The sequence below is a fragment of the Streptomyces sp. NPDC058470 genome (genome assembly GCF_042721055.1).
Classification (GTDB): Bacteria; Actinomycetota; Actinomycetes; order Streptomycetales; family Streptomycetaceae; genus Streptomyces.
On record NZ_JBHXMF010000063.1, the window covers coordinates 40,514 to 53,206 of the forward strand.

At 69.6% G+C, this 12,693-nt stretch carries 11 protein-coding genes; 8 read left to right on the forward strand and 3 right to left on the reverse strand.

Translation table 11 applies throughout. The features are described from left to right. Window positions 1–74: 74 nt before the first annotated feature. Both ACFWP7_RS34850 and ACFWP7_RS34855 read left to right on the forward strand, forming a co-directional pair. The gene (locus ACFWP7_RS34850) at window positions 75–1,019 is read left to right on the forward strand and encodes a 5-dehydro-4-deoxyglucarate dehydratase (RefSeq protein WP_384390000.1); all 945 of its coding nucleotides are present in this window, start codon (window positions 75–77) and stop codon (window positions 1,017–1,019) included. Window positions 1,020–1,050: 31 nt separating this feature from the next. Continuing rightward, window positions 1,051–2,217, forward strand: a complete 1,167-nt coding sequence (locus tag ACFWP7_RS34855; RefSeq protein ID WP_384390002.1) for a hypothetical protein — start codon at window positions 1,051–1,053, stop codon at window positions 2,215–2,217. A 45-nt stretch (window positions 2,218–2,262) separates the two neighbouring features. On the opposite strand, the gene ACFWP7_RS34860 is transcribed toward ACFWP7_RS34855, so the two are convergent. Beyond that, window positions 2,263–3,459 carry an MFS transporter gene (locus ACFWP7_RS34860; RefSeq protein ID WP_384390005.1) on the reverse strand — a complete coding sequence of 399 codons (1,197 nt, stop codon included), beginning with the start codon at window positions 3,457–3,459 and terminating at the stop codon, window positions 2,263–2,265. A 254-nt stretch (window positions 3,460–3,713) separates the two neighbouring features. Here ACFWP7_RS34860 and ACFWP7_RS34865 point away from each other — a divergent pair, with 254 nt between their 5' ends. The 4 genes from ACFWP7_RS34865 (at window position 3,714) to ACFWP7_RS34880 (ending at window position 7,911) form a co-directional block, all read left to right on the forward strand. Continuing rightward, the gene (locus tag ACFWP7_RS34865; RefSeq protein WP_384390007.1) at window positions 3,714–4,298 is read left to right on the forward strand and encodes a TIGR03086 family metal-binding protein; all 585 of its coding nucleotides are present in this window, start codon (window positions 3,714–3,716) and stop codon (window positions 4,296–4,298) included. Between the two features lie 126 nt (window positions 4,299–4,424). Then, the gene (locus ACFWP7_RS34870; RefSeq protein WP_384390009.1) at window positions 4,425–5,177 is read left to right on the forward strand and encodes an MBL fold metallo-hydrolase; all 753 of its coding nucleotides are present in this window, start codon (window positions 4,425–4,427) and stop codon (window positions 5,175–5,177) included. A 118-nt stretch (window positions 5,178–5,295) separates the two neighbouring features. After that, window positions 5,296–6,090: an HAD family acid phosphatase gene (locus tag ACFWP7_RS34875; RefSeq protein WP_384390012.1), complete on the forward strand. Its 795-nt coding sequence runs from the start codon at window positions 5,296–5,298 to the stop codon at window positions 6,088–6,090. Between the two features lie 369 nt (window positions 6,091–6,459). After that, complete coding sequence (locus tag ACFWP7_RS34880; protein WP_384390014.1) at window positions 6,460–7,911, forward strand: NCS2 family permease; 1,452 nt, start codon at window positions 6,460–6,462, stop codon at window positions 7,909–7,911. Between the two features lie 78 nt (window positions 7,912–7,989). Here ACFWP7_RS34880 and ACFWP7_RS34885 read toward each other — a convergent pair whose 3' ends face one another. Together ACFWP7_RS34885 and ACFWP7_RS34890 are read right to left on the reverse strand one after the other, a co-directional pair. Next, window positions 7,990–9,441, reverse strand: coding sequence for a peptidoglycan D,D-transpeptidase FtsI family protein (locus ACFWP7_RS34885; RefSeq protein ID WP_384390017.1), 1,452 nt, complete (start codon window positions 9,439–9,441; stop codon window positions 7,990–7,992). A gap of 110 nt (window positions 9,442–9,551) precedes the next feature. Further along, entirely contained in the window at window positions 9,552–10,325 is a 774-nt protein-coding gene (locus tag ACFWP7_RS34890) for an IclR family transcriptional regulator (protein WP_365428249.1), read from the reverse strand. Window positions 10,326–10,457: 132 nt separating this feature from the next. On the opposite strand from ACFWP7_RS34890, the gene ACFWP7_RS34895 reads away from it, so the two are divergent. Further along, the gene (locus ACFWP7_RS34895) at window positions 10,458–11,987 is read left to right on the forward strand and encodes an aldehyde dehydrogenase (NADP(+)) (protein ID WP_384390021.1); all 1,530 of its coding nucleotides are present in this window, start codon (window positions 10,458–10,460) and stop codon (window positions 11,985–11,987) included. Between the two features lie 48 nt (window positions 11,988–12,035). Further along, window positions 12,036–12,644, forward strand: coding sequence for a DUF1349 domain-containing protein (locus ACFWP7_RS34900; RefSeq protein WP_384390030.1), 609 nt, complete (start codon window positions 12,036–12,038; stop codon window positions 12,642–12,644). Window positions 12,645–12,693: the final 49 nt, after the last annotated feature.

The following is a 12,693-nucleotide window of genomic DNA, read 5'->3' on the forward strand; positions in this document are numbered from 1 at the left end:
AGAAATATGGACGTGGATCAGAAACATGCACCGAGAGACGGGCACGGCGAACGTGCACCGCTTAGGGAGAGTCCGTGACGTCAGCCCCCCTTGCCGCTCGGCTCAGCATCCCCAGCGGGCCGCTGTTCTTCCCTGTCACCGCGTACGGCGCTGACGGCGGCGTCGACCTCGACGTCTACCGGGAGCATGTGCGGCGCGGAGTCGAGGCCGGTGCCGCCGCCGTGTTCGCCTGCTGCGGCACCGGGGAGTTCCACGCACTCTCGCCCGAGGAGTTCGAGGCGTGCGTGGCGGCGGCTGTCGAGGCGGCGGACGGACGAGTGCCGGTCGTCGCGGGCGCCGGGTACGGGCCGGCGCTCGCCGTGCGGTTCGCGCGGCTCGCGGAAGCGGCCGGGGCCGACGGGCTGCTCGCCATGCCGCCCTATCTCGTGGTGGCCGGCCAGGAGGGACTGCTGCGGCACTACCAGGAGCTGACGGCGGCGACCTCGCTACCGGTGATCGTCTACCAGCGGGACAACGCCGTGTTCACGCCGGAAACCGTGGTGGAGCTGGCCCGCACGGAGGGCATCATCGGGTTCAAGGACGGGCTCGGGGACCTGGACCTGATCCAGCGGATCGTCAGTGCGGTGCGCAGCGAGGTCCCGGGCGAGGAGTTCCTCTACTTCAACGGGCTGCCCACGGCCGAGCTGACCGGGCTCGCCTACCGGGGCGTGGGTATCACCCTGTACTCGTCCGCCGTGTTCTGCTTCGCTCCCGAGGTCGCCCTGGCCTTCCACAAAGCGCTCAACACCGGTGACGACGAGGCCGTGAACCGGCTGATCGACGGCTTCTACCGGCCGTTCGTCGACCTGCGCGCGCAGGGACGCGGATACGCCGTCTCGCTCGTCAAGGCCGGAGTACGGCTGCGGGGCCTTGACGTGGGCGAGGTGCGGCCGCCGTTGCACGAGCCGAACGAGGACCATGTGAAGCAGCTCGCCCAGCTGATCGAGCGCGGGTACGGGCTGATCGAGGAGGGTGTGTGACCGTGCCGGTACGGATTCCTGGGGAGAACAAATGAAGTCGTCCGCGTTCGTCTATCCCTGGGATGTCAACGGAGACCCGGAGGCCGCGGGCCGGATCGCCGGGCTCGGCGTGCAGCAGGTCACGCTCGCCTCCGCATACCACTCCACGCGCGCGCTGACCCCACGCCACCCCCGGCACCGGATCGTCACCGCCTCGCACGCCGCCGTGCTCTACCCCGTCGACGAGCGGTGGGAGGGGCGCAGGCTCTGGCCGTACACGGCAGGGGACTGGGCGCCGGGTGACGCGTACGGGGCGGCCGCCGACGCGCTCGCCGGGGCCGGACTCGACGTGCACACCTGGGTGGTGCTCGCGCACAACTCCCGTATGGGGGAGGAGTTTCCGGAGACCTCCGTGGTCAACGCCTACGGGGACCGCTATCCGTGGGCTCCGTGCATCGCGCAGCCCGAGACGCGCGCATACCTGGTCACGCTGGCCGCCGAGGCGGCGGTGCGGCCCGGGGCCGGCGGTACGGAGCTGGAGTCCCTCGGCTGGTACGGGCTCGCGCATCTGCACGCCCACGACAAGACGGCAGGGGTGGCACTCGGGGACGCCGGGCAGTACCTGATGTCGTTGTGCTTCTGCCCCTCCTGTCGTGACGGCTACGCCCAACAGGGGCTGGATCCGCAGGAGTTGGCTGTCTCGGTACGGCGTGCTCTGGAGCCCGTGTGGCGGGGCGAGGCTCCCGCCGGGGGCTGGGAGGCCGTGGAGAAGCTGCTCGGGAGCGAACTCGCGACGGCCACGCGCGCGTGGCGGGACTCCGTCGCCCGTTCGCTGCAGACGGAGGCCGTCACCGCGGTGCGCGCGGCCGCCCCCGAGGGGTTCCGGATCCTGCTGCACGCGGACCCGGTCTCCTACCACTGCGGCGCGAATGCCGGGGTCGATCCCGGGCACATTCTGTCCGTCGCCGACGGTGTGGTCGTGCCCTGCGCCGGAGGGCCCGGGCTGCTGACTCACTTTGCCGACAGGGGTGTTGAGGGGAGCGTGCTGGCGGCCAACTTCACCGTGGTGAGCGGGATGGGCGGTCGCCCGGCGGAGCTCGGTGCGGACGTGGCGCGTGCGATCGAACTGGGGGCCACCGAAGTACGGCTGTATCACGCGGGGTTGGCGTCCGACGAGGACCTGTCGCTCGTGACTCAGGCGCTGACGCGGCTCGGCTGAGGCTCGTGACTCAGACGCTCGCGCGGCTCCGCTGAGGCTCGTGACTCAGACGCTCGCGCGGCTCGGCTGAGGCCGCAGCAGGGGCAACACCGTCACCAGTCGCGCGAGGCCGACGACCGCCAACAACACCCGGTGGTCGACGAGTTCGACCAGGCCCGCGCCCACCGCGAGGCCCACCGCGTTCGGGGCGAACATCAGGGTGTTGGCGGTCGCCGTCGTGCGGCCCAGAAGGGCGGCCGGGGTCTCACGCTGGACTGTGGTGAGCGCCGCGATCAGCACGCAGGGGAGGCCGATACCGACCGTCGCGGCCGAGGCGAGCGCCACCGCGTCGTACGGGAGCGCGCGAGCCGTCACGGCCAGGGCGCTGAGCGCGATGCCGTACCCCGCGAACCGGCGCTCGCCCAGGCGGCGCAGGAGGGGGCCCGCGGCCAGGCCGATCGCCACCGACCCGGCGCCCTGGACGGCGTACAACACACCTACGTACGTGGGCGGGTGGCCGAGGCCCTCGGCGACCGCGTAGACCGTCGCGCCGTTGAGGCCCGCGAAGAGCATGGTCGTGCCGGCCGTCAGGACGAGGGGTCGTAGCCGGGCGTGGGACCACAGGAAGCGGGCACCTTCGGCCGTCTGCGTACGCCAGCCGGTCGGGGCCGGGGGCGGCTTCGTCTCGCTTACGCGCAGGAGTGCGCACAGGCCTGCGGCCAGTACGAACGTGAGCGCGTCCAGGAGTGCGACCCGCGCCCCGCCGTACACCGCGTACAGTGCCGCGCCGGCCAGTGGGGCCAGTAGTTTCATCCCCTCGGTCGCCGTCATGCGCAGGCCGTTGAAGTCGCCGAGGAGGGATTTGTCGACGGCCGAGGCGATCAGGGCCGACTCAGCCGCGTCATGGACGACGCCCGTGGCGCCGTAGACCAGGAGCACCCCGAAGAGGATCCACAGGCGGGCCGGCGCGTCCACGGCGAAGAGGGTCGGCAGCAGCGCGGCGAGCAGCAGGTTCATGCCGATGAGAAGCGGCCGGCGGCGGGTGCGGTCCGCGAGGGTGCCCAGCGCGGGGCCGATGAGTGTGGGGGCCCAGAGGGCGAAGACGCAGAGGGCCGCCAGGCCGTCCGAACCGGTCAGGTCCTTGACCCAGATGCCGGACACCAGCCACAGCGCCGACGAGCCGAAGCCGGAGACCACGACCGCGCTCAGATACAAACCCGCGTTGTGGTCCCGCAGGACGCGCGTGACTCTCCATGTCTCCATGGCTCGTCAGCGTGGCCCTAAGGACCTGCTTCAGGGATCAGGCAGATGCCTTATGAGGCGCCGTCAGATGATGACGACGAGCTTGCTCTCACGGTGGCTCTCCTTCTCGCGGACCTCTGGCATCGAGCATCCCGGCGGCTCGAACGTGTGACCAGCCTCCGGAGGGCGGTCATGGAGGCGGGACCGATGAGTTTTCGTACGTTCGTCGGTCTACCCCAGGAGTGGAGACGCGGACGAACTCTGAGGAGAAGCGGATGACTGGCGGGATTCTTGACCTCGGGCCGCAGGCCCGGATCGTGGCGCACCTCGCGGCGGGTGTGACGGACGAGCAGTTGGCGGGCGTGACCCCATGTCCGGAACACGCGGTGCACAACATGCTGGGGCACCTGGCCGGGCTTGCCGCCGCCTTCCGGGACGCCGCGCGCAAGGACCTGGGGGCCATCACGGACACCAACCCGAACGCTGCCGTGCCGGACATCGAGCCCGGCTGGCGCGAGGCGCTGCCCAAGGTGATGGACGAACTCGCCGAGGCCTGGCGCGACCCGGCCGCCTGGACCGGGGAGACCAGGGCGGGTGGCGTGTCCCTGCCGGGCGCGGTCGGGGGCATGGTCGCCACCAACGAACTGGTCGTGCACGGCTGGGACCTCGCCCGCGCCACCGGCCAGGTGTACGAGCCCGACCCCGCAGCCCTGCAGGTGTCGTACGAACTCCTCGTCGCCTCGGCCGAGGGCCCGAACCACGGCGCCATCTTCGGCCCCGTGGTGCCGGTGCCCGACGACGCTCCGCTGCTCGACCGGGCGATCGGGCTGAGCGGGCGGGATCCGGGCTGGAAGCCGTAACGGTCCGATGAAGCCGTAACGGTCCGATGAAGCCGTAACGCTCCGCTGAACCCATAGAGCTCCGACGAAGCCGTTGCGCCCCAATAAAGAGACGCCCGCGGGACGGCGGTTTCGTACGCTCCACGCATGTCCCTCACCCTCACCGTCCTCGGCACGGCCTCCCCGCACCCGGGCCCCGGCCGCCCCTGTTCCGGCTATCTGCTGCGCGGAGGGGAGGCCGAGGTGTGGGTCGACGCCGGGCCCGGGACCTTCGCCGAGTTGCAGAGGCATACGGACCCGGCAGGGCTGTCGGCGATCTGGATCTCGCATCTGCACGCCGACCACTGCGCCGATCTGCTCTCCGCCTTTTACGGGCTCGCGTACGGCGGACTGACCCCCGCCGCGCCCCTTCCCGTGTACGCGCCGCGTGACCTCGGGCAGCGGCTCGCCGGGTTCTTCGGGCAGGGCGATTCCGGGTTCCTGAGCGGGATCTTCGACTTCCGGACCCTGTACGACGGCCACGAGGCGCGGGTGGGAGAGCTGCGGCTCCTCAGTCGTGCCGTCGTGCACGACACCGAGGCGTACGGGCTGCGGGCCGAGTGCGCGGGGAGTGTGTTGGCGTACTCCGGGGACAGTGGGCCCTGCGCTCAGCTCACCGAACTCGCCCAGGGGGCCGACCTGTTTCTCTGCGAGGCCGACATCGACCGGCATCACGAAGGCGAGCGCGTCCATCTGACTCCGGAGGACGCGGGCGCGGTCGCGCGTGCGGCGGGAGTGCGGGAACTGCTCGTCACCCACGTCGGGCCCACGCTCACGCCGGAGGACGCGACGGCCCGCGCGGCCAGTACCTTCGGCGGTCGTACCGTCCAGGCCCGCGAAGGCGACGTCAAGGTCGTCTGAGCATCCAGGCCGACTGAAACCGGCCAGGGGGCGCGTGGCTTAAAGATTGTCTATGGACTTCGTAAGCATCGGGCAACGAGCCTCGCGTTCGGGCGGGTTACGCGCGTAGAAACCTGTCATGCATAAGCCACTGCGTATAGCGGCCGTCGCCGCCACCTGTGCCGTCGCCGGTGCCGCCCTGTACGGCACGGGTGTCGCCACCGCCGACCAGTCGACGGCGAACAGCACCAAGGAGCCCCACAACATCGGGCTGCTGGTGGGGGAGATCGACACCTACTACGGCACCACCCTCGACAGCAACGGCGTGTACCAGGCGTCCAAGAGCAGTCCGTACGCCAAGGACCTGGCGCACATCGAGTCCGACGCGAAGAAGTACATCAACAAGGTCGCCGACAAGACCGGACACAAAGGCGAGAAGCCCGCGGTCGTCTTCGACATCGACGACACGCTGCTGCTCTCCCTCGACTACGAGAAGAAGACCAACTACACGTACAACTCGGCCACGTGGGCCGACTACGTGGCCAAGGCCGATCGTCCGGCCGTCTTCGGCATCCCCGAACTCGTTGCGTACGCCGAGTCCAAGGGTGTCGAGGTCTTCTACAACTCGGGCCTGAAGGAGTCGCAGCGGGCCGCCGCGGTCGCGAACCTGAAGAAGGTCGGCGTCGACATCAACCTCGATGCCGACCACATGTTCCTCAAGGACGCGGCCAACCCGCCGTCCTACCTGAGCGCCTGCGCCACCGCCGCTGCCTGGACCTGCACGACCGTGCAGTACAAGTCCGGCACGCGCAAGCACATCGAGTCCCTCGGATACGACGTCGTCGCCAACTTCGGCGACCAGTACTCCGACCTCGAAGGGGGCTACGCCGACAAGACGTACAAGCTCCCTAACCCGACGTACTACGTGAGCTAGGTCCGCAGGAGCCTTGAAGGGGTGAGCCCCCGCCGATCGTCATCGGCGGGGGCTCCTCTGACTGGCCGAGGGGGGCTCAGGCCAGCAGATCAATGTGGTCACTGGTAGAGACGTACGGAGCGAGGATCTGGTTGTGCGCCGACCGATGAAGTCGCGTGCGTATACGGCCACTTGGGTCCCCCAGGCTGAAGTGGTGTGCCCGATGGGCGAGTCGCGTGAGCTTACCCGTCACTCGTACAGGATTTCGAACGGCGTATGGCGGGCCGAACCTGATTCCGTAACACGGGGAAAACCTGAAAGCGGTTCAACACGGGAACAATCCAGCCATCATCCGCACACCCCGGCACGCAGGCAACGAGGAGTCTCGCCATGTCCGATCAGCAGAAGGTGGCCGACCGGCCAAGTGCCCCGCCGCCCCCGGCGAACAGTGTCGACCAGTTCTTCAAGATCTCCGCCAGGGGCTCCACCTTCGGCCGGGAGATACGCGGTGGCTTCGCCACGTTCTTCACGATGGCCTACATCCTTGTCCTGAACCCGATCATCCTGGGCAGCGCCAAGGACAAGTTCGGCCACCAGCTCGACGCCGTCCAACTGACCACCGCCACCGCCCTGGTGGCCGCGGTCATGACGATCATCATGGGTATCGGCGGCAACCTCCCGCTCGCACTCGCCGCGGGCCTCGGCCTCAACGCCGTCGTCGCCTTCCAGATCGCCCCGCTGATGAGCTGGGACGACGCGATGGGCCTGATCGTCCTCGAAGGCCTGCTGATCTGCGTGTTGGTGGTGACAGGGCTGCGGGAAGCCGTCATGCAGGCCATTCCGCAGCCGATGAAGCAGGCGATCAGCGTCGGCATCGGCCTGTTCATCGCCTTCATCGGCTTCATCGACGCCGGATTCGCCACCCGCATCCCCGACATCGCCCAGACCACCGTGCCGGTGCAGCTCGGCGCCACGGGCGCGCTCGCCGGCTGGCCCGTTCTCGTCTTCTGTCTCGGCGTGCTGCTGACCATCGGGCTGCTCGCGCGCAAGGTCAAGGGCGCGATCCTCATCAGCATCGTGACCATGACGATCGTGGCGATCATCATCAACTCCGTCGCGGACATCAAGAGTTGGGGCCTGACCACACCGAAGGTCCCCAACGACATCGTGGCCTCACCGGACTTCGGACTGCTCGGTCACTTCAGCCTGTTCGGCGCCTTCGGGGAGACCGGAGCTGTCACCGTCGTGCTCCTTGTCTTCACGCTGATCCTTTCCGACTTCTTCGACACCATGGGCACGGTCGTCGGCATCAGCGCCGAGGCGGGGCTGCTGGACGAGGAGGGCAAGGTGCCGGGCCTCGGGCGCGTGCTGCTCATCGACGGCGCGGCCGCGGTCGCCGGCGGTGCGGCCTCGGCGTCGTCCGCGACCTCCTACATCGAGTCCGCGGCGGGCGTCGGCGAGGGCTCTCGTACCGGCTTCTCGAACCTGATCACCGGCGGACTCTTCGCGGTCGCGCTCTTCCTGACCCCGCTGCTCACCATCGTGCCGCTGCAGGCCGCGGCGCCCGCGCTCGTCGCGGTCGGGTTCCTGATGATGACCCAGGTCAAGCACATCGACTGGGACAAGTACGAGATCGCGATCCCCGCGTTCCTGACCATCGCCGTGATGCCGTTCACGTACTCGATCACCAACGGCATCGGGGCGGGCTTCCTCGCCTACGTGTTGATCAAGACGGTCCTCGGCAGGGCGAAGGAGGTGCACTGGCTGCTGTGGGGCGCGTCCGCGCTGTTCCTGGTGTACTTCGCGATCGACCCGATCGAGCAGCTGTTCGGCGTGAAGTGACGCGCACGGTCGGCGTGAAGTAGGGCGAAGGGCCGTCCTCCAGGGGTGAGGGCGGCCCTTCCGTCGTGTCGGCGGTGCTCAGTCCTTCAGCGCCGCCTGCATCATCGCCTTCGCCACCGGCGCCGCAAGGCCGTTGCCGCTGACCTCGGAGCGAGCCGCGTCCGACTGCTCGACGAGGACCGCGACGGCGACCTCCTTGTCGCTGGAGTCGGACTTCGCGTACGAGGTGAACCATGCGTACGGCGTCTGGCTGTTGTTCTCGCCGTGCTGGGCCGTACCGGTCTTGCCGCCGACCGTCGCGCCGGAGATCTGCGCGTTCGTGCCCGTGCCGTCCTCGACGACCGTCTGCATCGCGGACTGGAGCTGCTGAGCCGTGGAGGAGCTGACGACCTCCTTGGTCTCCGTGCTGTCGTCGTAGTCCTTCAGCACATTGCCGTCGGAGTCACTGGTCTGCGACACCATGTGCGGCGAGACCAGCTTTCCGTCATTGGCTATGGCGGCCGACACCATGGCCATCTGGAGCGGTGTCGCGGTCACATCGAACTGGCCGATGCCCGTGAGCGCGGTGGACGATTCGTCCATGTCGGACGGATACACGCTGGTGTACGCCCGCACCGGTACATCCTGCGACTTGTCGTTGAAGCCGAACTTCTCGGCCTGCGCCTTGAGCTTGTCCTGGCCCAGGTCGACGGCCATCTTCGCGAACACGTTGTTGCAGGAGTACTGCAGCGCCACCCGGATCGAGGCGTTCTCGCAGGGCGCGGACGCGTTCTCGTTCGCCAGGTCGGTGTTCGTGTTCGGCAGCCTGTACGGGTTCGGGCTGTCCGTCTTCGCGTCGACGTCCGGGTACAGCCCGTCCTCCAGCGCGGCCGCCGCGACCACCAGCTTGAAGGTCGAGCCCGGTGGCAGTGGCTGGCGCAGCGCCCGGTTCGTCATCGGCTTGTCGGGGTCCTGGGTCAGCGTCGTCCAGGCGTCCGAGTCGCCGGCGCTGAGCTGCGAGGGGTCGTACGACGGGGTGGAGACCACCGCGAGGATCCTGCCGGTCGTCGGGTCGATCGCGACGGCGGCGCCCTTCTTGTCGCCGAGGGCTTCGTACGCCGCCTTCTGCACATCCGGGTCGATCGTCGTGATCACGTCACCCGGGTCGGCGCGCTTGTCGGTGAGCGTGTCCAGCGGGGTCTTGAGCTGGTTGTCCGTGCCGTCGAGCAGGTCCTGGTAGATGCCCTCCAGCTGTGTCGCCCCGTACACCTGCGAGCTGTAGCCGGTGACCGCCGCGTACAGACTGCCGTCCGTGTACGTGCGCTTGTACTTGAGGTCGCTGCCCTCCGTCTGCGCGGAACCGGTGATCGCGTCTCCGGCCACGATGATGTTCCCGAGCGGGTTCGCGTACTGCTCTATCGCGTTGCGCCGGTTGTCCTTGTCGTCCGCGAGCGCCTGGCCTTCGTAGAACTGCACCCAGGTCGCCCTCACCAGCAGAGCGAGCACGAGCAGCAGCGTGAAGACGGCGGAGCGCCTGATCGTCTTGTTCATCCCGCTGAAAAGACGAGCGGGCGGGAGGGAAACGTTCCCTTCCGCCCGCATTTCTCATACACCGTTCATGAAGTCACAGGCCCCTCATGAAGCCCAGATGGGTCTCCAGATCACAGCCTGCGCGTCGCCAGCGTCAGGCGGTCGCGGGCGTCGAACAGCGCGTCCTTGACCAGCTGCTCGTGCGCCGGGGTCAGGCGCGCCACGGGCACCGAGCAGCTGATCGCGTCGCGGGCGGGCGTCCGGTAGGGGATGGCTACGCCGAAGCAGCGCAGGCCCAGCGTGTTCTCCTCGCGGTCCACGGCGAAGCCCTGCTCACGGACCTGGTGCAGCTCCTCGATGAGCTTCTCCCGGTCGGTGATCGTGTGCTCGGTCAGCGCCGGCAGAGTCTCGGGGAGCAGCTTGCGGACCTGCTCGTCGGTGTGGGTGGCGAGCAGCGCCTTGCCGAGCGAGGTCGAGTGCGCGGGGAGGCGGCGGCCGACCCGGGTGAAGGGGCGGAGGTAGTGCTGCGACTGGCGGGTGGCCAGGTACACGACGTTCGTGCCGTCCAGGCGGGCCAGGTGGATGGTCTCCGTCGTGTCGTCGGAGAGGCGGTCCAGGGTCGGGCGGGCCGCGGCGACCACCTCGTCGCCGTCGATGTACGAGGTGCCGACCAGCAGGGCCCGTACGCCGATGCCGTACCGCGTGCCCGTCGCGTCCGTCTCGACCCAGCCGAGCTCCACGAGCGTGCGCAGCAGCATGTACAGGCTGGACTTCGGATAGCCGACGGCTTCCTGCACGGAGGCGAGCGAGTGCATACCGGGCCGGCCGGCGAAGTACTCGAGCAATTCCACGGTCCGTACCGCGGACTTCACCTGCGCCCCGCCGCCTGTCTCGACTGCCGACATCGCCCTTGACCCCTTCGTTCGACGGGAAATAGTCTCCAACAGCATATTCACCACCAGAGACAGCGTTCAGCATATCGAACGCCCCTGGTGAGTGACACAGAACTGCGGCATCACATCTTGGAGGGACCCGCGGTGGCAGCAGCACCAGTCTGGAGTGTCGACCCCCGAACCGGGAAGCAGCGGGAACAGGTTGCGGTGGAGGCCACAGCCCAGGAGGTGGACGAAGCCGTCCGCGCCGCGCACGCCGCGCGCCCGGCCCTCGCCGACCGGACGGTGCGCGCGGCCTTCCTGCGCACCGCGGCCGACCTGCTCGAAGGCTCCAAGGAGCACCTCGTCGAGGCCGCGGACGCGGAGAGCGCGCTCGGCCCCGTCCGGCTCACCGGCGAACTCGCCCGCACCTGCTACCAGTTGCGGTCCTTCGCGACAATCGTCGACGAGGGCGCCTTCCTCGACGTGGTGATCAACCACCCCGACGACACCGCGACCCCGCCGATCCCGGACCTGCGCCGCTACAAGGTGCCGCTGGGCGTCGTCGCCGTCTACTCCGCCTCGAACTTCCCCTTCGCCTTCTCGGTCGCCGGCGGCGACACCGCGAGCGCGCTGGCGGCGGGCTGCCCGGTCGTCGTCAAGGCCCACCCGGACCACCCGGGGCTCTCCGAACTGGTCGCGGCCAATCTGCGCCGGGCCGCCGCCCAGCACGACATCCCCGCCGGAGTGGTGGGCCTGGTCCACGGCTTCGAGGCGGGCGTCGAGCTGGTCAGGCACCCGCTGGTCTCGGCGGCCGGCTTCACCGGCTCGGTACGCGGCGGACGTGCCCTCTTCGACGCGGCGGCCGCACGCCCCGTGCCGATCCCCTTCCACGGCGAGCTGGGCTCCCTGAACCCCGTCGTCGTCACCGAGGCCGCGGCGGCCGAGCGCGCCGAGGCGATCGGCGCCGGGCTCGCGGGCTCGATGACGCTGGGCGTCGGCCAGTTCTGTGTGAAGCCGGGCCTGGTCCTCGCCCCGGCGGGCGCGGCCGGCGACCGCTTCGTCAAGTCGCTCACGGACGCCGTCAGCGACACCGACGCGGGCGTCCTGCTCGACCACCGCATGCGCGACAAGTTCATCGCCGGGGTCGCCGAGCGCGCCGAACTCCCCGACGTGGAGGCCCCGGTGACCCCGGGCGCGGGCAGCGAGCACACGGTGAGTCCCGGCTTCCTGACCGTGCCCGCGAGCAGGCTCACCACCGAGGGCGAGCACGACCTGCTCCTGGAGGAGTGCTTCGGCCCGCTCACCGTGATCGCCCGCTACGAGGACGACGCCGAGGCCAGCGCGGTCCTCTCCCGCCTCCCCGGCAACCTCACCGCCACCGTGCAGCTCTCCGCCGAGGAGGCGGCGGGCGAGGGGCGCGGCGCCGAGATCCTCGCCGAGCTGACTCCGCTCGCGGGCCGCGTCCTGGTCAACGGCTGGCCGACCGGCGTCGCGGTCGCCCCCGCCCAGCACCACGGCGGGCCCTACCCCGCGACGACCTCCACCTCAACCTCCGTCGGCGGTACGGCCATTGAGCGCTGGCTGCGTCCTGTGGCGTACCAGAACACGCCTGAAGCGCTGCTGCCGCCCGAACTCCGGGACGACAACCCGCTGGGGCTGCCGCGTCGTTACGACGGCCGACTGGAACGCTGAGTGGGAGCCGCCCGGGACATGCCGGGCGTGACCTGGAAGACTCGGCGGATGGACGTCGAACTCCCCGAACTCCCGTTCCGGCTTCGCACGTACGGGCCTGATGGTCACTGGTCGTACGAGGACGGGGTGCTCGCCGGCTGGGCGGGCGCCCGGCAGGATCGCTTCGTGCCGCCCACCGGGGAGGGCCTGGACGCCGCCTCCGACGCGCCCCGGCTGCTCGGTGAGCCGGAGGGCGACTTCCAGTTGATCGCCAGGGTCACCGTCGGCTTCGCGGGCTCCTTCGACGCGGGTGTCCTCTATGTCCACGTGGGGGAGCGGGCCTGGGCGAAGCTCTGCCTGGAGTACTCCCCGGATGTCGCCACCGTCTGCACGGTGGTCACCCGGGGGCACTCCGACGACGCCAACGCCTTCACCGTCGACGGCAGTTCGGTCTGGCTCCGGGTCAGCCGCACCGACCGGGCCTTCGCCTTCCACGCCTCCCGTGACGGGGTCCGCTGGACTTTCGTCCGTCTCTTCACCCTCGGTGACGAGAAGGAGACCTCGGCGGCGCTGGTCGGCTTCATGACCCAATCCCCTTTGGGGGAGGGGTGCGTGGTGACGTACGACGGGATCGAGTTCCGGCCCAGCTGGCCGCGGGACTTGAGAGACGGAAGCTGATTTTCGCCCCCTCCGCCCCTACCCGTCCCGTACCTGGGGGCTGCCGCCC

Excerpts from the sequence above, each read along its gene's own strand:
- ACFWP7_RS34855 (WP_384390002.1), top strand. The coding sequence starts at position 1,051 with ATGAAGTCGTCCGCGTTCGTCTATCCCTGGGATGTCAACGGAGACCCG.
- ACFWP7_RS34860 (WP_384390005.1), bottom strand. The coding sequence starts at position 3,459 with ATGGAGACATGGAGAGTCACGCGCGTCCTGCGGGACCACAACGCGGGT.
- ACFWP7_RS34865 (WP_384390007.1), top strand. The coding sequence starts at position 3,714 with ATGACTGGCGGGATTCTTGACCTCGGGCCGCAGGCCCGGATCGTGGCG.
- ACFWP7_RS34870 (WP_384390009.1), top strand. The coding sequence starts at position 4,425 with ATGTCCCTCACCCTCACCGTCCTCGGCACGGCCTCCCCGCACCCGGGC.
- ACFWP7_RS34875 (WP_384390012.1), top strand. The coding sequence starts at position 5,296 with ATGCATAAGCCACTGCGTATAGCGGCCGTCGCCGCCACCTGTGCCGTC.
- ACFWP7_RS34880 (WP_384390014.1), top strand. The coding sequence starts at position 6,460 with ATGTCCGATCAGCAGAAGGTGGCCGACCGGCCAAGTGCCCCGCCGCCC.
- ACFWP7_RS34885 (WP_384390017.1), bottom strand. The coding sequence starts at position 9,441 with ATGAACAAGACGATCAGGCGCTCCGCCGTCTTCACGCTGCTGCTCGTG.
- ACFWP7_RS34890 (WP_365428249.1), bottom strand. The coding sequence starts at position 10,325 with ATGTCGGCAGTCGAGACAGGCGGCGGGGCGCAGGTGAAGTCCGCGGTA.
- ACFWP7_RS34900 (WP_384390030.1), top strand. The coding sequence starts at position 12,036 with ATGGACGTCGAACTCCCCGAACTCCCGTTCCGGCTTCGCACGTACGGG.